Source organism: Streptomyces malachitofuscus, assembly GCF_055571035.1.
On record NZ_JBVIGA010000023.1, the window covers coordinates 87,455 to 108,170 of the forward strand.

The 20,716-nt window shown below is 74.6% G+C and carries 21 protein-coding genes and 2 pseudogenes; 10 read left to right on the plus strand and 13 right to left on the minus strand.

The features are described from left to right. Window positions 1-120: 120 nt before the first annotated feature. A complete protein-coding gene (snpA, locus tag ACZ44S_RS29180; protein WP_466934111.1) occupies window positions 121-807 on the plus strand; it encodes a snapalysin in 687 nt (228 codons plus the stop codon). Window positions 808-913: 106 nt separating this feature from the next. Here snpA and ACZ44S_RS29185 read toward each other — a convergent pair whose 3' ends face one another. From ACZ44S_RS29185 to ACZ44S_RS29195, 3 genes are all read right to left on the minus strand, one after another. Then, window positions 914-1,915, minus strand: a complete 1,002-nt coding sequence (locus ACZ44S_RS29185; protein ID WP_466934113.1) for an endonuclease/exonuclease/phosphatase family protein — start codon at window positions 1,913-1,915, stop codon at window positions 914-916. Between the two features lie 43 nt (window positions 1,916-1,958). After that, complete coding sequence (locus tag ACZ44S_RS29190; RefSeq protein ID WP_466934115.1) at window positions 1,959-2,882, minus strand: hypothetical protein; 924 nt, start codon at window positions 2,880-2,882, stop codon at window positions 1,959-1,961. A gap of 79 nt (window positions 2,883-2,961) precedes the next feature. Then, entirely contained in the window at window positions 2,962-3,402 is a 441-nt protein-coding gene (locus tag ACZ44S_RS29195) for a hypothetical protein (RefSeq protein WP_466934117.1), read from the minus strand. Between the two features lie 212 nt (window positions 3,403-3,614). On the opposite strand from ACZ44S_RS29195, the gene ACZ44S_RS29200 reads away from it, so the two are divergent. Continuing rightward, the gene (locus tag ACZ44S_RS29200; RefSeq protein ID WP_466934231.1) at window positions 3,615-4,745 is read left to right on the plus strand and encodes a PP2C family protein-serine/threonine phosphatase; all 1,131 of its coding nucleotides are present in this window, start codon (window positions 3,615-3,617) and stop codon (window positions 4,743-4,745) included. A gap of 24 nt (window positions 4,746-4,769) precedes the next feature. On the opposite strand, the gene ACZ44S_RS29205 is transcribed toward ACZ44S_RS29200, so the two are convergent. After that, a complete protein-coding gene (locus ACZ44S_RS29205; protein WP_466934239.1) occupies window positions 4,770-5,075 on the minus strand; it encodes a hypothetical protein in 306 nt (101 codons plus the stop codon). On the opposite strand from ACZ44S_RS29205, the pseudogene ACZ44S_RS29210 reads away from it, so the two are divergent. Further along, a pseudogene (locus ACZ44S_RS29210) lies at window positions 4,977-5,889 on the plus strand (hypothetical protein). The gene ACZ44S_RS29205 and the pseudogene ACZ44S_RS29210 sit on opposite strands and share 99 nt — an antisense overlap. A gap of 122 nt (window positions 5,890-6,011) precedes the next feature. Here ACZ44S_RS29210 and ACZ44S_RS29215 read toward each other — a convergent pair. Beyond that, window positions 6,012-6,176: a hypothetical protein gene (locus tag ACZ44S_RS29215; RefSeq protein ID WP_466934119.1), complete on the minus strand. Its 165-nt coding sequence runs from the start codon at window positions 6,174-6,176 to the stop codon at window positions 6,012-6,014. A 97-nt stretch (window positions 6,177-6,273) separates the two neighbouring features. Between ACZ44S_RS29215 and ACZ44S_RS29220 the strand changes: the two genes are divergently transcribed. The 3 genes from ACZ44S_RS29220 to ACZ44S_RS29230 all read left to right on the plus strand — a co-directional run bounded on the left by ACZ44S_RS29220 (window position 6,274) and on the right by ACZ44S_RS29230 (window position 8,862). Beyond that, window positions 6,274-7,617 carry a helix-turn-helix domain-containing protein gene (locus ACZ44S_RS29220; RefSeq protein ID WP_466934121.1) on the plus strand — a complete coding sequence of 448 codons (1,344 nt, stop codon included), beginning with the start codon at window positions 6,274-6,276 and terminating at the stop codon, window positions 7,615-7,617. A gap of 203 nt (window positions 7,618-7,820) precedes the next feature. Next, entirely contained in the window at window positions 7,821-8,558 is a 738-nt protein-coding gene (locus ACZ44S_RS29225; RefSeq protein ID WP_466934123.1) for a GAF and ANTAR domain-containing protein, read from the plus strand. 28 nt (window positions 8,559-8,586) lie between these two features. Beyond that, complete coding sequence (locus ACZ44S_RS29230; protein ID WP_466934125.1) at window positions 8,587-8,862, plus strand: hypothetical protein; 276 nt, start codon at window positions 8,587-8,589, stop codon at window positions 8,860-8,862. Between the two features lie 46 nt (window positions 8,863-8,908). Here ACZ44S_RS29230 and ACZ44S_RS29235 read toward each other — a convergent pair whose 3' ends face one another. Next, window positions 8,909-9,091, minus strand: a complete 183-nt coding sequence (locus tag ACZ44S_RS29235; protein WP_466934127.1) for a hypothetical protein — start codon at window positions 9,089-9,091, stop codon at window positions 8,909-8,911. A gap of 94 nt (window positions 9,092-9,185) precedes the next feature. Then, the gene (locus ACZ44S_RS29240; protein ID WP_466934129.1) at window positions 9,186-10,004 is read right to left on the minus strand and encodes a hypothetical protein; all 819 of its coding nucleotides are present in this window, start codon (window positions 10,002-10,004) and stop codon (window positions 9,186-9,188) included. A gap of 304 nt (window positions 10,005-10,308) precedes the next feature. Here ACZ44S_RS29240 and thrS point away from each other — a divergent pair. From thrS to ACZ44S_RS29260, 4 genes and pseudogenes are all read left to right on the plus strand, one after another. Then, window positions 10,309-11,532: pseudogene (gene thrS / locus ACZ44S_RS29245) on the plus strand (threonine--tRNA ligase); the annotation flags it as partial. Between the two features lie 40 nt (window positions 11,533-11,572). Then, on the plus strand, window positions 11,573-12,556 hold the full coding sequence (locus ACZ44S_RS29250; protein WP_466934131.1) for a nucleoside hydrolase: 984 nt from the start codon (window positions 11,573-11,575) through the stop codon (window positions 12,554-12,556). A gap of 155 nt (window positions 12,557-12,711) precedes the next feature. Further along, window positions 12,712-14,415: a glycoside hydrolase family 13 protein gene (locus ACZ44S_RS29255; RefSeq protein ID WP_466934133.1), complete on the plus strand. Its 1,704-nt coding sequence runs from the start codon at window positions 12,712-12,714 to the stop codon at window positions 14,413-14,415. A 345-nt stretch (window positions 14,416-14,760) separates the two neighbouring features. After that, a complete protein-coding gene (locus ACZ44S_RS29260; protein WP_466934135.1) occupies window positions 14,761-15,528 on the plus strand; it encodes an Ig-like domain-containing protein in 768 nt (255 codons plus the stop codon). Between the two features lie 56 nt (window positions 15,529-15,584). On the opposite strand, the gene ACZ44S_RS29265 is transcribed toward ACZ44S_RS29260, so the two are convergent. From ACZ44S_RS29265 to ACZ44S_RS29290, 6 genes are all read right to left on the minus strand, one after another. After that, window positions 15,585-15,956, minus strand: coding sequence for a DUF6479 family protein (locus ACZ44S_RS29265; RefSeq protein WP_466934137.1), 372 nt, complete (start codon window positions 15,954-15,956; stop codon window positions 15,585-15,587). 216 nt (window positions 15,957-16,172) lie between these two features. Next, the gene (locus ACZ44S_RS29270) at window positions 16,173-18,293 is read right to left on the minus strand and encodes an MMPL family transporter (protein WP_466934139.1); all 2,121 of its coding nucleotides are present in this window, start codon (window positions 18,291-18,293) and stop codon (window positions 16,173-16,175) included. 198 nt (window positions 18,294-18,491) lie between these two features. Beyond that, window positions 18,492-18,806 (minus strand): hypothetical protein, encoded by a 315-nt coding sequence (locus ACZ44S_RS29275; protein ID WP_190164710.1) that lies wholly within the window; start codon window positions 18,804-18,806, stop codon window positions 18,492-18,494. Further along, window positions 18,803-19,189 (minus strand): ArsR/SmtB family transcription factor, encoded by a 387-nt coding sequence (locus tag ACZ44S_RS29280; RefSeq protein ID WP_466934140.1) that lies wholly within the window; start codon window positions 19,187-19,189, stop codon window positions 18,803-18,805. Before ACZ44S_RS29280 ends, ACZ44S_RS29275 begins: the two co-directional genes overlap by 4 nt. 140 nt (window positions 19,190-19,329) lie before the next feature. Continuing rightward, on the minus strand, window positions 19,330-19,947 hold the full coding sequence (locus ACZ44S_RS29285) for a Fic family protein (protein WP_466934142.1): 618 nt from the start codon (window positions 19,945-19,947) through the stop codon (window positions 19,330-19,332). Further along, the gene (locus ACZ44S_RS29290) at window positions 19,934-20,542 is read right to left on the minus strand and encodes a hypothetical protein (protein WP_466934144.1); all 609 of its coding nucleotides are present in this window, start codon (window positions 20,540-20,542) and stop codon (window positions 19,934-19,936) included. Before ACZ44S_RS29290 ends, ACZ44S_RS29285 begins: the two co-directional genes overlap by 14 nt. Between the last annotated feature and the right edge of the window lie 174 nt (window positions 20,543-20,716).

The window sequence follows — 20,716 nt, forward strand, 5'->3', positions numbered from 1 at the left end:
GGCATGGCCGGAGTCCGGCGATAGCGCGGACCTATCACCGGTTGCCATCATCACAGCCGCCGTGAGGGCGCGGACACTCACCGATGACATGTGACTCACCCCCACCACAAGGAGTCATCGATGCGCATGCGCATGCCCATGTCCGTTCTCACCGCCGCGGGTCTGAGCCTCACGGCCCTCGGCCTCGGCACCGCCCCGGCCACGGCGGCCCCCGCCCCGCTCGACACCGGGTCGCTCGCCTCGATCGCGGCGTACGACGGTTCCTCGGAGGAAGCGGCGGCGAACCGCGCGTTCTTCGAGGCCGTGCTGAAGTCGGCGGCCGAGAAGCGGGCGGCGAACCCGTCGAGCGCGGCGGCCGTCACCGTCGTCTACAACGCCTCCCGGGCGCCTTCGTTCGCCACGCAGATAGCCCGCAGCACGCAGATCTGGAACAGCTCGGTCTCGAACGTGAGACTCCAGGCCGGCACGTCGGGCGCGGACTTCTCGTACTACGAGGGCAACGACTCGCGCGGCTCGTACGCGTCCACCGACGGTCACGGCCGGGGGTACATCTTCCTCGACTACCGGCAGAACCAGATCTACAACTCCACGCGTGTGACCGCGCACGAGACCGGGCACGTGCTCGGTCTGCCGGACCACTACTCGGGGCCGTGCAGCGAGCTGATGTCCGGGGGCGGGCCCGGTCCGTCCTGCACCAACGCGTCCCCCAACTCGGCGGAGCGGTCGCGGGTGAACCAGCTGTGGGCGAACGGGTTCGCGGCGGCGCTGGACAAGGCGGAGAAGGCGTTGCAGAAGTCCGCGCGGTAGGGGGTGACCGGTAAACCTCCGGTGCCGGGCCGGCCCGGGGTGCGTTGCGCAGCCCGGTGCCGCCCCGGCAGCACGACTGCCCGCAGGTGCGGGGCGCTGCCCGCGGCTACGTGGCGTGCAGGGTCAGGTCCACCACCACGGCTCGGTGGTCGGTGTCGGGGAGGGGGAGGAAGCGGGCCTTCCGTGCCGCGAACTCCTCCGAGACCAGGACGTGGTCGATCTGGACGCCGAACGCGGGGGCGGTCCGCGACGGCCAGGTCGGTGTGCGGTCCGAGCCGTCGAGCCGGGCCGCGTCACGCAGACCGGTGTCGAGGATCCGGCGGAACGCCGCGTGGTCCTGCGAGGCGTTGAAGTCACCGGCGAGCACCGTCGGGATGTCCGGCTCGGCGGCCGCCGCGTCCCGCAGCCGGCCGAGCTCCCGCTGCCACAGGGGTACCTGGTCGGGCAGCGGCGGCATCGGGTGGGCGAGCTGGAGCCGTACGGCGTGGCCGTCGACGTCGGCCACGGCCCCGGGCATGCCCATGGTGCCGGGGACGCCGCCGGTGGGCTCGAGCGGGAAGCGGCTGAGGATGACGGAGCCCTCGGAACCGCCGCCCGCCACGGCCTGCCGGTGCGGATAGGCGTCCGCGAGCGCCCGCTTCAGGGACGCGTCGCAGGTGTACTCGCACTCCTGGACGAACACGACGTCCGGTTTCTCCCGGCGCACCTCCTCGATCAGCGCGCCGGTGGCCTGCCCGAACTCCACGTTGGAGGTCAGCACCCGCAGCTCGGCGACGGGCGGCCCCGACGGGTCGCCCGTCTTCCCGTACGGCTCGATGAACCACGCCAGCAGGCCGAGGAGGAGCACACCCCACACGGCGCCGGTCCACCAGCGGGCGAGCAGGGTGAACAGCAGGCCGGCGCCGGTGGGGACGAGCAGCCAGGGCAGGAAGGCGAGCAACTGGGGCACGGGCGTGATGCCGTCGGTGTCCGCGGTGCGGCAGCCGACGACCACGCTCACCCCGGCGAACAGCAGTGCCGCGCACCAGGCGCCGAACCGCCGCCCTCCCCCGGCGCGCCGTCCCGTTCCGTCCCCGGTGACCGTCGGGTCGGCAGTCGCAATGTCCAACGTTCCGGCCTTCCACTCGCGGGCGCGATGCCCGAATCCTCCCTCAAGGACGGGGGAGCGTGGCGGGCGGTTGCCGGGACGGGCCGTCCGGGGCGGCGGTCGCAGGGGGCGGGGGAGGCTCGCGGCGGGCGCCGTAGCGGCCCGTCAGCCAGGAGGCCAGGGCCACTGCCAGGCCCACCGCCAGGAGCAGCCAGGAGGCGGTGCGCAGGGTGGCGGTGAGGGCGTCGTAGAGCGCGCCCGCCGCCGGGCGGTGGACGGGGTCGGGCAGGTCGGCCAGGGTGAGGCGGCGGCCCACGGCGACCGCCAGCGCGAGCAGGGCGCCGCCGAGCGCCGTGCCCAGACCGGTGGCGGTGAGCGCGCGGCGCCGGCAGGCGGCGACGGCGATTCCGGCGACGGCGAGGGCGACGGTCGCGACCGGCAGCCAGAAGGCGGCGGTGTGCAGCACCTGGTACCCCTTCCGGAGTCCGGCCACCTCTCCGGCCGGCACCACCGCGACCTCGGTGTGCTCGACCGGGATGCGGTGGGCGTAGGGCATGTGGTCGGCGGCGAGGTGCTCTCTCACCTGCGCGGTGACCGGCGCGAGGTCCACGGTGACGGGACCCCGGGGCGCGGCGTCGTCGCGCAGGGCGTGCAGGACCGCGTCGTGGACGGCCCGGTTTCCCGCCTCCCATGCCGTGCGGAACGCGGGTGTGCGGGTGAAGGAGTGGACCGCGTCCCGGATGAAGGGGGCGAGGGCGGAGTTCTGTGCGCCCTGTGCCTCCGGGGCCAGTTTCCTCAGGACCTCGTCCTCCACGGTGTCGGCCACGGCGGTGCGTACGGCGGGGTCGGCGGCCAGTGGGGCCACGGTGTCGACGTAGCGGGTGGTGTCCGCGAGGGCGAGGGTCGCCCAGGTGGTGAGGGCGGTGCAGGGGGTGAGGAGGCAGGCGAGGGCGAGGAGGACGGCGGACAGGGGGGCGCGGAGGGGCACGCTTCCAGGCAACGGGGTGCCGGTGGCGTGCGCCAGTGCTGCGCGGGCGTACGGGTGAGCCCGCAGCTGTGACGCCCGGCTAGGTGATGCGGTGGCCCTCCGCGTCCTCGTGGGTGTAGAAGCGGTAGAACATCGTGGCGAAGACGCCCGCCGCGACCGCCAGGGACAGCGCCGTGGAGCGCAGCACGCTGCCGCCGGACTGGCTGAACAGGAAGCCGACCGCGATGCCGCTGAAGGCCGCCCAGGCCACCGCGTGCAGTTCCCGGCGGAGTTTCGGGGCCAGGGTGAGGAGCGCCATGAGGACCAGGGCGAACGCGAGCGCGGTGAGGAAGCCGAACAGGAGGTTCCACCCGGTGATGGGCCCGCCGTGACGTCGGTTGGCCGCCGCCCAGTAGCCGTACACCAGCCCGAGGAGGACGGGCATCGCGACCAGCGCCGCCCTGTGCGCCCGTCCGCTGAAGACGTCCGTCGTGCTGCCCCGCTCGATCGCTCCCCGGGTCCGGGGTGCCGCATGCGCCATGAGAGCACTCCTCTCTCCTCGCCCCCGCCTACCAGGGCACACCCACCGCGCCCCCCTGGCAAGTCGGCTGCGCGGACCCGTACGTCCGGGGACCGGATGCGGGCCGTGCGGCCCCGTGTTTCGCTGGGGCCGTGAGTCCGGGCAGCGGGGGGCACGGCCTGCACGACCGGTACCCGCGGGCCGGCCGTGAAGACGTCGTGCACCGGCACGAGATGCTGCGGGCACGGGGCCGCAGCGTCGCCTGGGTGCCGCCGCTGCTGCTGCTCACCGCCATCGCCGTGGCCGACTACAACACCACGGGCGAGTTCCGAATCATCTCCTGGATCGTGCTGGTGCCGGGCATCGCCGCCGCGATCTGCGGGGTGTGGGGGACGGCCCTGTTCGCCGTGCTGGCGATGGGTGTCTACACCCTCGTGGACAGCGCCTGGCCGCACCAGTTCCAGGCGGGACTGCCGGACTTCATCCTCGTCGCCCTCGGTGGCGTCCTCGCCACCCTGGCCTGCGTGGTGCGGGTACGCGGTGAGACGCGCGCGTTGCACATGCGGGACGTCACCGACACCGTCCGCCGTACCGTGCTGCGCCCCCTCCCCACCGGCTGGGGCGGCCTGGACCACGCCGGGATCTACCTCACCGCGGACGCCCAGGCACGCGTCGGCGGCGACTTCTACGACATCCAGCCGGGCCCGCACGGCACCCGCGTCCTCGTCGGCGACGTGCAGGGCAAGGGGCTGGGGGCGGTGGAGACGGCGGCGGTGCTGCTCGGCACGTTCCGGGAGGCCGGCTACCACGAGCGGGAGCTGACGACCGTGGCCGACCGGCTGGAGAGCCGGATGCGGCGCCACCGCGAGTACACCACCGCCCTCGGCCGGGCCGACGGCGACCGGTTCGCCACCGCCGTACTGCTCGGCTTCCCCGCGGACCGGACCGACGTCGTGGACACCGTCGTCTTCGGGCACGAACCGCCGCTGGCCGTCGGCCCCGACGGCGTACGGATCCTGCCGGTCGCCGGGGGGCTGCCGCTCGGCTACCGCGACCTCGCCCCCGGGCCGCCCGGAATGCGCCGGGTGCCGCTGACGGCGGACGAGACGCTGCTGGTGGTCACCGACGGGGTGACCGAGGCCCGGGACGGCGACGGGCGCTTCTACCGGCTGGCCGACCAGGTGCGGCGGGCCGTGGCGACGGACCCGCGGCTCGTCGCACCGGCACGGCTCGTCGCCTTCGTGCGGGACGGCACGCTGCGGCACTGCGAGGGTCACCTGACCGACGACACCACCGCGTTCGCGGTGCGGCGGACCCGCGCGACGGGGGGCGAAGGCCCCGAAGGGGGACGTTCACCGTACTGACCGCACCCTTTGCAGCCGCAGCGGTTACCGTGCTGTGCCGTGGGTGATCGACAGGGGGAGGGGACCATGCCCGGAACCGTGCTGCTGCTGGCGGCCTCGCCGGTGGGCCGCGGGCGGCTGGTGGACGCGGCGTCCGTGCTCCCGGTCCTCGCCGCGGTACCGCCCTCCGTGCTGTCCGGCACGGACACCGCCAACGTCGTCGAACTGGCCGACCCGCTGGAGCCGCAGGCCGTGCTGACCCGGCTGCGCGCGGCGGCCGCCGCCCCGGGACCGCTGACCGTGTACGTCACCGGCCAGCTCCAGCTCGACCGCCGTCAGCGGCTGCCGCACCTGGCGCTGGCCCGGACGACCGCGTCCACCGTGCGGTACACGGCACTGCCCTGGCACTGGTTCCGGGAGGAGCTGCGGCTGCGCCCGGCGGGTGCGACGACCCTGATCCTCGACCTGCACGCCGACCCGGACACCTGGCAGTCGCTGACCGCGCCGCATCCTTCGGGCGTCCCCGCTGGACTGCGGGCGGGACAACACCGTTTACGGTCGCATCGCTCCGCCGCCGTCCCGCCGGACGGTCGCGGCACCCGCGTACATGAAGGCGGTCGCGACGATACTGCGCAGCGGACGGCGCCCTCCGGACGAGGAGCTGCACCAGCGGGCGCTGGCCCGGCTCGCGCCGGAGGACGGGGGCGCCGGCCTGGTGCTGGCCCAGCGCGGGCCGGTCCCGGGCGACCCGCACGCGGCCGTCACCGCCGCCGTCCGCGCCGGCCGGCACGCGGACGCCGACGCGCTCGCCGCGCGGCTGGAGCAGGCGGCCGGTCTGGCGCACGGGCCGGTCTCCGAGGAGGCGATGCACTGGACCGAGGTACGGGCGGATCTGGCGATGCTCGCCGGGGACGCGGCGCGCAGCTGCCGTGCCTGGCTGTCGGTCGCCACGGCCCGGCTGGCCGCCGGTCAGCCGGCGGACGCGCCCGCCGTCGAGGCGGCCGTGGACCGGGCGCACCACCAGTGGGGCCGGATCGGCGACCCGGTTAGGGCACGCGAACTCGGCCCTGTGCTCGCGGAGTTGCGCGGCAGGGTGCCCGGCCGGCGGGAGGGCGCCCTGGACCATGTGCGCCGGCAGCTGCGCCAGCTGCAGACACAGGCTTGAGCGGCGTGGGGCTGTGTTCCTGGTGGTGCGCGGTCCTGATCGCCGTGGTGTTGTCGGGGAGGCCGACGAGGAGAACGGGACGTCTCACGCTTCGGCGGGGGCCGGCCCGTGGCGGACGGCCGTCACCGTACCGCCGCTTCCACCGGTGCCGTGGTCCGCGGCTCCGGGACGGGGTCGGCGGCTTTGGCCGGGCCCGCGTTCGCTGCCAGGACCAGCGCCGCGACCGCGGCGACGGCCGCGGCGAAGCCTCGGGCGTAGCGCTCGGTGGTGCGTGTGGGTTCCAGCACGGCGACCTCGCAACAGCGATGGGTTAAGCACGTTTAATCCGCGGTTTAACCTAGGGGCTGTCGGACGCGAACGGCAAGGGCCGCTGGGGGAGTTGGCATGGGGGATCGGGACGAGCCCGGGACCATCGGACGCCGGGTTCAGCAGTTGCGCGTGGAGCGAGGGCTGACCCAGAAACAGCTGGCCGAGCCGGTGTACACGCCCGCGTACATCTCGACTCTGGAGGCCGGACGGGTGCGCCCCTCCGACGACGCGCTGCGGCATCTCGCCGACCGTCTCGGAGTCGAGTTCGACGAACTGGCGACCGGACGCCCCGCCCGGCTCGTGACCGAGATGCGGCTGCGGCTCACCGAGGCGCAGCGCACGCTCGCCGCCGGTACGGCGGAGGAGGCCGTGCAGCAGTACGCGGGGCTGCTCGCCGAGGCGGAGACGCACGGCCTGGCCGAGGAAGAGGCCGCCGCGCTGCTCGGGCTCGGGGAGTGCGCGCTGGAGACCGGTGAGCTGGCCGAGGGCCGCCTGTACTTCGAGCGGGCCGAGGCCCGGCTCGCCGACGCGCCGCTGACCGCACGGGTGCCGGCGCTGCGCGGGCGGGCCGTCGCCCACTACCTCGCGGGGGAACTGCGGTACGCCGTCTACCTGCTGGAGTCCACGCTCGACGAGCTCAACCGGGGCGGGCTGCACGACCCGGACGCGCTGCTGCTGCTCTACGCCAGTGTGATCGGTCCCTACATGGACATGGGGGCCCACGCGCGGGCCGCGCAGGCGGCGGAGTTCGCGCTGGCGCTGGCGCCGCAGTCCGGTGATCCGGCGCTGGTGGCGCGCATGCACCGGTCGGTGGCCCGCACGCTGCTCGCCGAGGGCCGCCTGGTGGAGGCGGACGCCTCGCTGGCCAAGGCCGCGGAACTGTACCGGGGGCTGCAACTCCGTACCGAGCTGGCCAACTGCCACTGGATGCGCGGGTACGTGTACGCGCAGAACGGCGAACTTCAGCGCGCCGAGCAGGAGATGCGCGAGGCGCTGCACATGCTGTCCACCACGCGCGCGGCCCTCTACAGCAGTCAGCTGACGGTCGAGCTGGCGGACGTACTGCACCGGCGCGGAAGCTCGCGGGAGGCCGCGGAGCTGCTGCGGGACGTGCTCGGCGGGCTGTCGCCCGAGCGGGGCGCGGTGCACGCGGCGGCGGCGCACCGGTTGCTCGGGATCATCGCCGAGGACGCGCGGCGGGTGGAGGAGGCGGAGGAGCACTATGTGCGGGCGCTGAGCCTGCTGGAACGGGCGGGCGCGGCGGGGGATCTGGCCGACCTGTGCCGGCTGCTCGGGGATCTGCTGCGGCGGTCCGGGCGGATCGAGGCGGCGCTGGACGCGTATCGGACCGGGCTGGGGCACCGTACGGCGCCGGGGACGACGACGCTGGGGCCGGCGCCGGCACAGCCGCCGGTGTAGCCGGGCTGCGCTCGGGCGGGAAACCCCCACCGCCCACCCTCCCCCACTCCCGGCTTCGCTCGAGCGGGGACCCCCATCGCCCCGGGGGCACCTCCCAGGCCCTCGAGGCACTGGGGGAGGCACGGCTGCCCTCAGCCGCGCGGGGTGTTTCGGGGGGTGGGTGGAGGGTAGTCGGCAGGCGTTTCGGCTGGTGACGGGAGGCGGTGGGTGTGCGGCCCAGGGACCGTCCCGGGGACGGGGGCGGGGAGTACGAGCGGGTCGCCGAGACGATCGCCGAGGAGCTGCGCGGGGCCGGCCCCGCCGCCGTGCCCGGGCGGCTCTGCGCGGTGGCCGTGACGCTGCTGCCGGTGGACGGGGCGAGCGTGTCACTGCGCGGTGACGTCATGCCCGTGTACCTCGCCGCCTCCGGCCCCCGCGCCGCACGCCTGGCCCAGCTCCAGGCCACGTTGGGTGACGGACCGTGCGGACATGTCCTGGTGACCGGCACCCCCATGCTGGTCCGCGATCTGACCGCCGACGACTGCGCCCACCGCTGGCCCGTCTTCGTCCAGCAGGCCCTCGGCGTCGGCGTACGGGCCGTGTACGCCCTGCCCCTCGGCAGCGCCGGTGTCTGCGTCGGCACCCTCGACCTCTACCGCGACACCCCCGGCGCGCTCACCGGCCACCAGCTCCGCACGGCCCGGCTGGTCGCCGGCATCATGACGGGGGCGCTCATGGACCTGCCGCACGACCCCCGGGACGGCGGCGAACCCTGGCTGAGCGGACTGGCCGCCGATCACGACCGGGTGCATCAGGCCGTCGGCATGATCATGGCCCAGCTCGGCGTCGGCGCGGACGAGGCGCTCGCCCGGCTGCGCGGTGACGCCTTCGCCCGGGGCGCGACCGTCCTCGAGGTCGCCCTCGACGTCGTCGCCCACCGTCGGCGCTTCGACGCCTCCTGAGCGCGACGCGTCCGTAGGATGGGCGACCATGGACATAGCCGCCCTCTTCCTCACCTGCGTCGTGATCCTCGGCATCATGACGGTGCAGAACCACCTCTCCCGGGCCGACCGCCGCGCCGCCCGCATCGAGCGCAAACTCGACCTGGTCCTGGACCACTTGGGACTCCACGACGAGGTCCCGGGACTGGATGAGGTCCGCACCCTGGTACGCCAGGGCAAGCAGGTCCAGGCGATCAAGCTGTACCGCGAGAACACGGGCGCGGACCTGGTCGAGGCCAAGCAGGCGGTGGACCGCCTGAGCTGACGCCCGGGCCCACCGGGCCCGGCCCGCCCCTCACCGCCCGGTGCACTCAGTTCGACGACGCGCAGTCGATCCAGATCTCGTCGATCTTGTCCCGCTGGTGCGTCCTGACGTGAACGATCTTCTTGCCGTGCCCCGTGCAGGACTTGGCACAGTCCAGGAATGCAGCGAGGTCATCCAGGGTCAGGTCGCGGTTGTTGTCCCGTTTCAGCGAGTGATGATGCTGTGGCATTCACCCAGCATGCAGGCGTCCCCGATCCGTGTCACCAGTGCCTCGGGCGGCGGAGTTGCGCACCGGGCCCCGAGCCCGCCCCGGGCATCGGCGTTCAGACCCGCACCCGGCCCTGTCGTGCGACCTCCTTGAGGCGGTCCGCGCCCAGTTGGGACATGGCCTGCGTGACCTCGGGGAGGACCGCGCCGAAGCCGCCGTTCGTGAGGGTGATCGCTTCGTCGCCGACGCGGATCGCCGCGACGTCGACGGTGAGATACGTCGGTGCCCCGCCCAAGGCCTCTCCCGTCATCCGTACGCGCAGTGCCGCTCGCGCGTCGCCCGCCTCCGGCAGGGGCAGTTCGGACACCTCGACGAGCTGGGCGCCGGCCCGGGGGGCCGTCGCCTCGAAGCGTTCGCACCTCTCCGGCAGGGTGCCCAGCCAGGTCAGGGCGCGGTCGACGTCGGCCCGGGGATGGGCGGCGATCTGATAGCGCAGCTGGGTGTCGTTGTAGGTGTCGTCGAGGGTGACGGTGGCACGCGGGCCGGCCGGGCTGCCGAACAGTTCCTCCGTGTAGAGCGCGTCGAGGAGCCGTCGGCACTCGGGGTGCTCCGTGGTCGACTTGAGCACGCCGTCCCGCCAGGTCGCCGCGCCCCGGCTCGTCATCCACGGCTCCCCCAGGTCCGCCTCCGTGAGCAGCGCCTCCCGCAGCTGCGCCTCGCTCAGCGCGGGCGGGGACGGCGCGTTCCGCCCGCCGGCGGAGGCGGCCGGGGACGCGGTCACGGACGGGGACGGCTCCGGGGGCTGGGAGACGCCCGCGGGCAGTGCGCGCGGCACGTTCCGGTCGGTGGCCATGCACGCGGCCGAGGCCAGCAGGACCGTCACCGACAGCGCGGAGACGAGGACGGCGCGGGCGGCGGCCGGGGCATGGGTCATCGGGGTGCCTCCTGGGGGAACCGGGCCGTCCACGAGCGGACGTGACGTGCTCTTACGGCACCACCGGGCCGCCCCCGCCACCAGCGCGACGAGCCGTCCGGGTGAGCCCGCCCGCACGGAAACCCGCTCGCGGGTGCCCCTTGGCCCCTGCTACGGTCCGGCGCATGCAGCGCGCCCACGCATCCCGCACGACGACGCCGGAGAGAGTCCCGGCGCGCTGACAGCTGACCACTGACGAAGCCCCGGGGCGAGTGCCCCGGGGCTTCCTCGCGCGTGGTGCTCGCCTCACGACCACGAGGAGCCCACCGTGCACGACCACCGACGCCTCGGCCGTGAGCTCGGCCTGTTCGACACCGACCCGCTGATGGGCGCGGGCCTGCCGTACTGGCTGCCCGACGGCGCCGTCGTCCGGCACGTCCTGGAGGAGTACGTCCGCGAGGCGGAGCGCGCGGCCGGGTATCGGCACGTGTACTCGCCCGTGCTCGGCAAACGCGAGCTGTACGAGCTCTCCGGCCACTGGGACCACTACAGCGACGACATGTTCCCGCCCATGGAGCTGGGGGCGGAACAGGTCGTCCTGCGGCCCAGTCTCTGCCCGCACCACGCCCTCATCTACCGCTCCCGGTCCCGCAGCCACCGGGAACTGCCGCTGCGGATGGCCGAGCTGGGCGGCATGTACCGCTCCGAGCCGTCCGGGGTGCTGGGCGGGCTGACCCGGGTACGGGCCATCCAGCTCAACGACGCGCACATCTTCTGCACCCCGGACCAGGCGGTCGAGGAGGCCCGGGCCGCCCTCGCGCTCATCTCCCGCGCCTACGCCGACCTGGGCATCCGCGCGGCCCGGCACCGCCTGTCGCTGCCGGGCGGCGGCGGCAAGTACGTCGCCGACCCGGCCCTGTGGGAACGGGCCACCACCCTCCTGCGCGCGGTGCTGGACTCCTCCGGCATCGCGTACGAGGCCGTCGAGGGGGAGGCGGCCTTCTACGGCCCGAAGATCGACGTGCAGATCACCGACGCCGCCGGACGCGAGTCCACCCTGTCCACCGTGCAGATCGACTTCCATCAGCCCGAGCGCTTCGGTCTGCGTTACATCGGTCCCGACGGCGCCCGGCACCGCCCGGTCATGGTGCACCGCAGCATCATCGGCAGTGTGGAGCGGGCGGTCGCCCACCTCCTGGACGTGCACGGCGGTGCCTTCCCGGTGTGGCTGGCACCGGTGCAGCTGGCCGTGCTGCCGGTGGGCGCGGCGCAGGAGGAGCGGGCGTACGAGGTCGTACGGCGGGCCGGTGAGCTGGGGCTGCGGGCCGAGGTGACCGGGCCCGGGGAGGGCAGCCTGGGCGCCCGGATCCGCCGGGCCCGGCTGGTGCCGTACCAGGCGGTGCTCGGGGAACGGGAGGCCGAGGACGGGCTGGCCGCCGTACGGCTGCGGGACGGGCGGCGGCCCGGGGCCCTGCCGGCGGAGGAGCTGCTGCGGCGGATCGCGGAGCGCTCGGACCGGCGCGGGCCCGGCCTCTGGGACCCCGCGTAGGGTCGACGGGCACGCGAGCCCTCGGTAAGGAGTCCCCGCCGTGACGAACGGTCAGCCCACCCCGGTGATCATCGACTGCGACACGGGGGTCGACGACGCCCTGGCCCTGCTGTTCGCCGTGCGCCACCCGGGGATCGACCTGCGCGCCGTGACCTGCGTCGCCGGGAACACCGACGTGGACGGCGTCGTGCGCAACACGCTGACCGTGCTGGAGCGGGCGGGCGCGCCGGACGTCCCGGTCGCGCGGGGCGCCGAGCGCCCGCTGATCGAGGCACCGCGCTCCGCCCGCCACGTCCACGGCCACGACGGCATGGGCGACCTCGCACTGCCCGCCCCGCGCCGCTCCCCCGCCGACGTGGACGCCGTGACCCTGCTGCGCCGCGAGATCCTCGCCTCCCCGCGCCCGGTCACTCTCGTGCCCACCGCCCCACTCACCAACATCGCGCTGCTGCTGCGGACCCACCCCGAGGTCACCCGCAACATCGAGCGGATCGTGTTCATGGGCGGCGCGGCGGGCGCCGGGAACGCCACGCCGGTCGCCGAGTTCAACGTGTGGCACGACCCGGAGGCCGCCGCGGTCCTGCTCACCGCGGGCGTGCCGATCACGATGTACGGCCTGGACGTGTTCACCCGGGTCGTGGTCCCGGGTGCGGAGGTGCGGCGGCTGCGCGCGAGCACCGAACCGGGCACCCGGCTGGCCGGCGACCTGCTCGCCCACCGCCCCGCCCACCCGGGCAGCCGCTCGGACGACCCGGCCGAGGACGCCGGCGGGCTCGGCGACGCGGGCGCGCTGTGCGCGGTCGCCGACCCGCAGGGCCTGACGACGCACCGCCTTCCCGTGGAGGTCTCCCTGGCCCCCGGCCCGACCCGTGGCCAGACCGTGGTCGACCGCCGCCCCCGGGTGGGCGAGTCCGAACTCCACGAGGGCGTCCGTGAGCAGCCGCTCGTGGATGTCGGCCTGGACGTGGACGTGGAGCGCTATGTGCGTCTGTACCTGACGACGGTGGAGCGTCCCGCGGTGTAGCCGTGCGCCGTGGGCGCCCGGCGCACGGTCGCGGAACCGGGCCTGCGGTGTGCTCCGCGACACCCCGGGATCGCTCCCTGCCGCCGGTGTGTTCACTTTTACGGTGGTGTGGACAGTTTCTCTGCCGGTACCCGCACGCACCCAGAGGAGACCGCGTGACCGACCGCATCCCCACGTCCGACCCCCGGCCCCCGCACCCCGTGCCCGACGCCACGCCCGACCTCTCCTCCCGGAACCCCGACTGGTGGCGACAGGCCGTCGTCTATCAGGTCTACCCCCGCAGCTTCGCCGACGCCGACGGTGACGGCCTCGGTGACCTGCGCGGCATCACCCGGCGCCTCACCCACCTCGCCGCCCTGGGCGTCGACGCCCTGTGGCTGAGCCCGTTCTACCCCTCCGAGCTCGCCGACGGCGGCTACGACGTCGCCGACCCGCGGGACGTCGACCCGCGCCTGGGCACCCTCGACGACTTCGACGCCATGGTGCGTGAGGCCCACCGGCTCGGGCTGAAGGTGATCGTCGACATCGTCCCCAACCACACCTCCCACCAGCACGTCTGGTTCCAGGAGGCGCTGCGCGCGGGCCCGGGTTCGCCCGCCCGCGACCGCTACGTCTTCCGGGACGGCCGGGGGGAGCGGGGCGAGCTGCCGCCCACCGACTGGCAGTCCGTGTTCGGCGGCAGCGCCTGGCAGCGGGTGCCGGACGGGCAGTGGTACCTGCACCTGTTCGCCGCCGAGCAGCCCGACCTCAACTGGGAGCACCCGGACGTCCGCGACGACTACCGCACCACCCTGCGGTTCTGGTCCGACCGGGGGGTGGACGGTTTCCGGATCGATGTGGCGCACGCCCTCGCGAAGGATCTGAGCGAGCCGCTGCGCGACCTCGGCTCGCCCGAGCGGAGCCGCGAGGACGCCCTCGGCGAGTTCCCGCCCGGCACGCACCCGTTCTACGACCGGGACGAGGTGCACGAGATCTACCGCGACTGGCGCAAGATCCTCGACGCCTACTCCCCACCCCGGACGGCCGTCGCCGAGGCCTGGGTCCCCGGTTCCCGGCGCGCCCTGTACGCCCGTCCGGACGAGCTCGGGCAGGCCTTCAACTTCGAGTATCTGCAGGCGGCGTGGGACGCGGACGAACTCCGCCAGGTGATCACGGACTCGCTGGAGACCGCGCACGCGGCGGGTGCCTCGGCGACCTGGGTGCTGTCCAACCACGACGTGATCCGCCACGCCTCCCGGCTGATGCTCCCGCCGGGCACCGACGACAACGCCTGGCTGCTGGCCGGCGGCCACGCGCCCGCCGTCGACCCGGACGCCGGACTGCGCCGGGCCCGCGCGGCGACCCTGCTGATGCTGGCGCTGCCCGGCTCGGCGTACGTCTACCAGGGCGAGGAACTCGGCCTGCCGGAGGTGGCCGACCTGCCCACCGAGGTGCTCCAGGACCCGATCTGGGAGCAGACGGGGCACGTCCGCAAGGGCCGCGACGGTTGCCGGGTGCCGCTGCCGTGGACCACGACCGGGCCGTCGTACGGCTTCGGGCCGGGCGGTGCCTGGCTGCCGCAGCCGCCCTGGTTCGCCGAGTACGCCGTCGATGCGCAGGACGAGGTGGAGGGCTCGACCCTGGAGCTGTACCGCACGGCCCTGAGACTGCGCCGCAAGCTGCTGGACGGCGAGACGCTGACCTGGGCGGAGGAGACTCCGGCGGGTGTCCTGCAGTTCGACCGCGGAGACGGCTGGCGCTGCGTGGCCAACCTGTCCCCCGACCCCATCGACCTTCCCGCCGGCGAGGTCCTGCTGACCAGCGCCCCCTTGCAGGACGGCCGCCTCGGCCCCGACACGGCAGCCTGGCTCGCCCGCTGACCCACCCGGCACCGGTCCGGTCGCCGCCCGGCGGCCGGCCCCGACGCGGCGAGGGGGTGCGGGAGGGTCGGCCGGTCGGGGTGACTGGGGGCTGGGCCCGGGGTCTGCGGGGGTGGGCGGTCGGTCGGTGTTGGCGTCGGTCGGTGTTGGCGTCGGCCGGTGTGGGTGCGGCCGTGCCCCGGGCCCGTCCGGGTTCCCGGCGGCACCGGCCGACGAGGTTCCAGCGGGTGCCCCGGGACCGGTGGTGCCACCCGTACGGCCGTCCAGTGCGGGCGGCCTGCGCGGACGCACCGCAAGATCGGTTCCAGGTGTGTCCGTGACGGCCGTACAGGGAGCCCGCCGACGATGAACAGGTCCAGCAAGACAGCCGCCGCGCTGGCCGCGGCCGGGATCCTCGCGGGTGCGTGGCTGCCGGCCGGGACGTCCGCCGCGGCCGACGGTCCCCCTCCGGCACGGGCCCGGGTGCTGTGGGGCGACGTGACGATCCCGCCCGGCCGGGACGGCGTCGTCGAGGCCGCGGGCTTCACGGGGCCGGCCCTCGGTACCGGTTCCACGCTGACGCTCACCGCGCCGGCCGGGGCCCGGGTCACGGGCGCGCCCCTCGAGGCGCCCGGTTACCGGGGCGCGGTGGCCGCCGACGGCCGTACCGCCGCCTACACCGCCGCCGCGGTGGAGCGGCCGTGGCTGGGCGGGACCTTCCCGTTCGTGCTGGCGGTGCCCGCGGACGCGGTGCCGGGCACCCGGCTGAGCGGCTGTGCCCTGCGCCTCGCGGACGCGAAGGGCGTGGTCCGGGCGACCGGCGGCTGCCAGGTGACCGTGGGCCTGGCCCCGCCGACCCTGGCCCGCCCCGAGTCCGGTGTGCCGCTGGACGCACGACCGGCGATCGCCGGCACGGCACACCCGTGGGCGCAGGTCACCGTCACCGACCAGGACGGCGCCGAGGTGTGCACGGACACCGCCGGGGCCGACGGCCGCTGGACCTGCACCCCCGCCCGGGCGCTCCCCGAGGGCCCCAACCGGCTTCAGGCCGCCGCCACCCTGAACGGCGTGAGCGCGGTCGGCGAGCAGGTCCAGATCACCGTGGGGGAGCCCGCCGCCCCGGCGGCCGGGTGACGCACGGCCGACAGCGCGGCCGCTCCCGCGGCCGCGCACCTGCGTGAGCCCGTGCGTCAGACGTGCCCGGGGCCTCCGCTGCCGAAGGCGCCGCTGGATCCGGGCAGCCAGCGCTTGCGGCTCTGATCCTTGCCCGTCCTGGTGGCGGCGTGGTGGAGCTCGTAGGGCATGAGCCGGGAGCCCGTCCTCTCCACCAGCGGGACCTCGTCCGGCTCGCGCATCTCCCGCATCTCGTGGACCGCGCCGCCGTCCGGCAGATGCGGCTGGTCCTCGGGCCGCGGGCGGGGCTCCTCGCGGTCCATGTACCGCATTCCGACACGTACGGCCCAGACCAGTGCGCCGGCCACGATCAGCCCGCCGATGAAGGCCGCGAGGACGGCCCACCGGTGCTCATTTGCGGCCAGTTGTACATACGTTGCCGTGTCCATGTTTCCGAGTATGGCCGAAGAAATAGGATAAAGCGCCCGGAATGTCCGAGCGATCAGGGGTGGGGCGGGTGCGGTCGCCTCGTTCGGCCCGTTCCGGCGGGCGGCCCGGCCCGCCGCATGGCAGATTGCGGCCAGAGGGAAGGCCGGGACGGGCCGTCGCGTCCCCACGTGTGCAGCTCGGGGCCCGGCCCCGGCCTTCCCGCGCCGGTCGTCTGCCTACGCCGTCGTCCGGGAGGCCGTCCCCACCGCCTCCGGGGCGTCCGCGGACCGGACCTCCGTCCCGTCGCGCGGCGGGTCCCGGAACAGGCGCCCCGGCCACCAGAACCAGCGGCCGAGGTCCAGGGCGAGGGCCGGCACCAGGACCGTGCGCACGAGGAACGTGTCCAGCAGGACGCCGATGCCGACCAGCACGCCCATCTGCGCCATGGTGACCAGCGGCAGCCCGGCGAACACGGCGAAGGTGGCCGCCAGCACCACGCCCGCGGAGGTGATGACGCCTCCCGTGCTGGTCAGGCCCTCCAGGACGCCCCGCGTGCAGCCGAGGCGGGCGGTCTCCTCCCGGACCCGGTGCATGAGGAAGATGTTGTAGTCGATGCCGAGGGCCACCAGGAACACGAAGCCCATGAGCGGGATCGACCAGTCCACGCCCGCGTAGCCCAGCACATGCTCGAAGAGCAGGTTGGAGCCGCCGAGTGCCGCGAGGTACGACAGCACCACCGTGGCCAGCAGCAGCACCGGGGCGACCAGCGCCCGCAGCAGCCCGATCAGCACCGCCAGGACGACGAGCAGCACGACCGGGACGACCGTCGTCAGATCGCGGTCCGCGGCCCGCGCGGTGTCCAGGCTCTCCGCCGTCGTCCCGCCGACCAGGGCGTCCGCCCCGTCGACCGCGTGCACGGCGTCGCGCAGCACATCGATGGTGTCCTTGGCGGCATCGCTGTCCGGGGCGTCCTCCAGCACCACCGAGAGCGTGGTGAGGGAGCCGTCGGAGGTGCGGTCGCCGCCGGGCTCGACCCGGGCCACTCCGTCGGTTCCGGCCGCCGCCGACCTGACCTCGTCCGCCGCGGCGGTCCGGGTGACGATCTGCGCCGGGTCCGAGGCACCCGAGGGGTAGTGCTGCGAGATGCGCTCCTGCGCGACGACCGACTCGGGCTTGTCCTGGAACATCTCCGACTGGCTGAGCCCCAGGGAGATCCCGGCGCAGCTCAGCGCGAGCACCCCGGTGGCCGCCACCGACATCAGCCACGACCAGCGCGGACGCCGCGCCACCGCACTCCCGATGCGGGACCACACGGTGCGCGCCTTGTGCGCAGGCGTGCCGTACCGGGGGACGAACGGCCAGAACACCCAGCGGCCCGCGAGCACGAGCAGTGCGGGCAGGACCGTGACCATGGCAAGGAAGGCGCAGACCACGCCGACCGCTCCGACCAGGCCCAGCGAGCGCGAGGAGTTGATGTCGGCGAGCGCCAGGCAGGCCAGGCCCACGGCGATGGTGCCGGCCGAGGCGAGCACGGCGGGGCCGGAGCGGCGCAGCGCGATCCGCATCGCCGCGTGCCGGTCCTCGTGCCGGTGCAGTTCCTCGCGGTAGCGGGCGATGAGCAGCAGCGCGTAGTCGGTGCCGACGCCGAAGACCAGCACCATCAGCACGCCCGCGCTCTGCGGGTCGACGGGCAGCGAGGCGTAACGCGCGAGGAGATAGGTGACGGCCTGGGTGAGCACGGCCGCGAAGCCGACCGACAGCAGCGGGAACAGCCACAGCACCGGGCTGCGGTAGGTGATCAGCAGCAGGACGGCCACGACCAGTCCGGTGGCGATCATCAGCGTCGCGTCCAGGCTGTCGAAGACCGCGACACTGTCGGTGAGGGAGGCGGCGGGACCGCCGACCTCGACGTCCGTGCCGGGCGGGGCGTTCGCCCCGGCGATCTCGCGCAGCTCGTCGACCTTGTCGGTGATCTCGTCCTCGCTGTCCAGCGGGACCACCGTCATCAGGGCCCGGCCGTCCTCGGACGGGACGGGCCCGGTCAGTTCCTCGCCCGCGGCGACGAACCGCGCGAGGCCCGGGCGGTCGGCGTCCGCCGCCTCCCGCGCGCCCTCACCGGTGTAGACGACGACCGCGGGCATGACCGGGTCCGTACGGAACTTCTCCAGCTCGGTGTTGACGCGCGCCGACTCGGCGCCGTGCGGGAGGAACGCGTTCGGACCGGTCTCCTCGACCTCGCCGAGCTTCCCGGCGAGCGGGCCGAGCGCGACGGCCACGATCAGCCAGGCCGCGAGCACCATCCATTTGCCGCGGCGCCCGCCGGGCGCACGCGCGATGCGCTGCAACAGGGCACGCATGAGTAGTCTCCTTCGTGTGGAGCGCACCGCCGGCCGGTGACGGCCGGCGCGGGGCGCACGGAACCCGCACCACGGCGCACAGGGTGTGACGACCTGCCGTGGTGTACGGGAAGGGGTGTGTCCGGGGCGTGTGCTTCCTCGGTACGGCCGGGAGTTGCAGCTCCCGGCCGTACATCCGTCGCGCACGCGCGGGTGCCGTTATTCGATCTCGCGCATCATCTTCTCCATCGAGCCGACCGCCAGCCGCGTCTGCGTCAGCTCGTCCAGCAGCTGCCGCTGCTCGTCGGTGGTACGGCGCTGCAACTCCACGGTGTCCTCCAGCAGTTGCGCGTAGCGGGTGGCGAGCTCCTTGTACTGCTCCTCGCGCGCGGCCAGCATCCGGGCGCGCCAGGTGGCCGCCACCTGCCAGACGATCACGATCAGCAGGGTGAAGAACCCGGCCGCGCCGACGGCTCCCACCAGGACGCCGAGTTCCTCGGCTCCGGCGGCCTGCGTCACCAGTTCGTCGTTCACTTCGCTTCCTCTTTCGCGCTTCGGTCCGACCGGTGCGTGCTGCGGTCGGCGGTGTCCGCCCCGGCGTCGGTGAGCGTCGCGGCCGCGCGGGCGATGGTGTGCGGGGTGAGTTCGCAGACGAACGGCGTGACGTCGTAGTACTTCATGGTCTTGCCGTCCTCCGCGGCTTCGAGCGTGCCGGTGACGAGGCCCGCGGCCTCCAGCCGCTGCAGATGCATGTGCAGCAGCGGGCGGCCGATGCCGATCTCGCGTGCCAGCGCGCTGACGTAGGTGCGGTTCTCCAGGAGCGTCGCGACGATCCGCATGCGGTGCGGGTTGCCGAGCGCGGAGAGCACCTTCAGCAGCTCGTCGCCCGTGGGTGCCGACGGCGGGACCTCGGGCATCGCGGCCCCTTTCCCTCGTACCTGTCAGAAAAGGCTGACAGCCCCCGGAGGGACCTGTCAAAGATTTCTGACACATCTCAGGGTCGGATGGGGGACACCTCAGGGTCGGCTCCGGGAGGGCCCGGGGCCCCGGCCGGCCGTCACCGGATCAGGATCGCCACCAGGACAGCGAGGTCGGCGGCACCGTCGGGGTCGTCGGCGTAGCGGGTGGTCTGGAGGGGGCCCACCTTGTGCAGGGTGACCGACTCGCGGGCCAGGACGAAGGCGAGGGTGAGCAGGGCGGCGCGCGCGTTGCCGTCGTCGAAGGGGTGGAAGAAGGCCACGTCCAGGTAGGCGCGTGCGGCGCGGGCGGGCAGCGGGACGCCGGGGTCGTCGGCGTCCGCCAGACAGCGGGCGAAGGCCGACGGGGTGTGCGGGGTCAGGGCGTAGCGCTCGCGTCCGGCCTTGGCGTAGGCGTCGCGGGTACGGAACGGCGGACGGCCGGGCGTGCCGAGGACCCGCTGCTGCCAGCCGGACAACAGGGGGAAGGTGAGCGGCGGGCGCCGGACGGCGTCGGCGCGGACCGCCCCGTACGCCGCCAGCAGGCGCCGCGCGCGGGCCGGGTCGCGGCGGTGGACGGGCCCCGTGCACCAGGAGGTGAAGCCGTCCCGCGCCGGTGGGACCGGCTCGGCGAGGTGCGCGGCGCCCGCCCGGGCCCAGTCGACCCGCGCCCTGGCCCGGCACCAGTCCGCCGACGCGTCGTGCTCAGCGGTGGTCATGGCGCTCCTCCAGTGGGGCGTACTGCCGGTGGTCCCGGTAGGGCGGCCGGCCGGTCACCCCGACGGCGAGGTCCTCGCCCACCGAGCCGACGAGCGTCGCCGGCGGCGTGACCCAGCTGTGGAAACGCCCGCCGATCGCGTCGTCCACCGCCGCTTGTGCCGCCTCGGTGTCCATGCCGTACGCGGTCAGGAACCAGGCGAGGGCCAGCCGGCACTGGCCGTACCACCCGGCCTCCGTGCCCGTGAGGTCCACCACCCGCGTCATGAGCCGTACGGCGGCCCGCTCCAGGTGCCAGCTGCGCCGCTCGGCGTCCGCGCCCGGGGGCGGGGCCAGCTCGGCGAAGCGTGCGGCGAGCTCCTCCAGCCACCCCCGCCACTCCAGCAGGGCCGCGACGGCACGGGCCGCGGTCTCCTCGGGGGTGGTCACCGAGTGCGGGCCGCAGCACCAGCTCTGCACGACACCGCCGCCGCCCCCTTCCCCGTAGGCCCAGTTCCAGTGCCGGGCCCAGGGGCCGTACTCCTCGACGAAGAGGTCGGTCAGCCGCCGTTCGCACCGCCGTTGGTCCGTCCACCGGCCCTCCCCGCCGCCGGCCACGCGTGGTACGCGCGCGGCGATCAGCGCGCCGATGCGGGTCTCCTCGGCCGCGTCCCACTCGAAGGGGACGCGGGCCGGGTCGACCTCGGGCCAGGTGAGGGGGCGGGAGGGCGCGGGTACGGCGGGCGGTTCGGATGACGTGGCGGGCTCCGTGAGGTGGCGGGCGGATCCGTG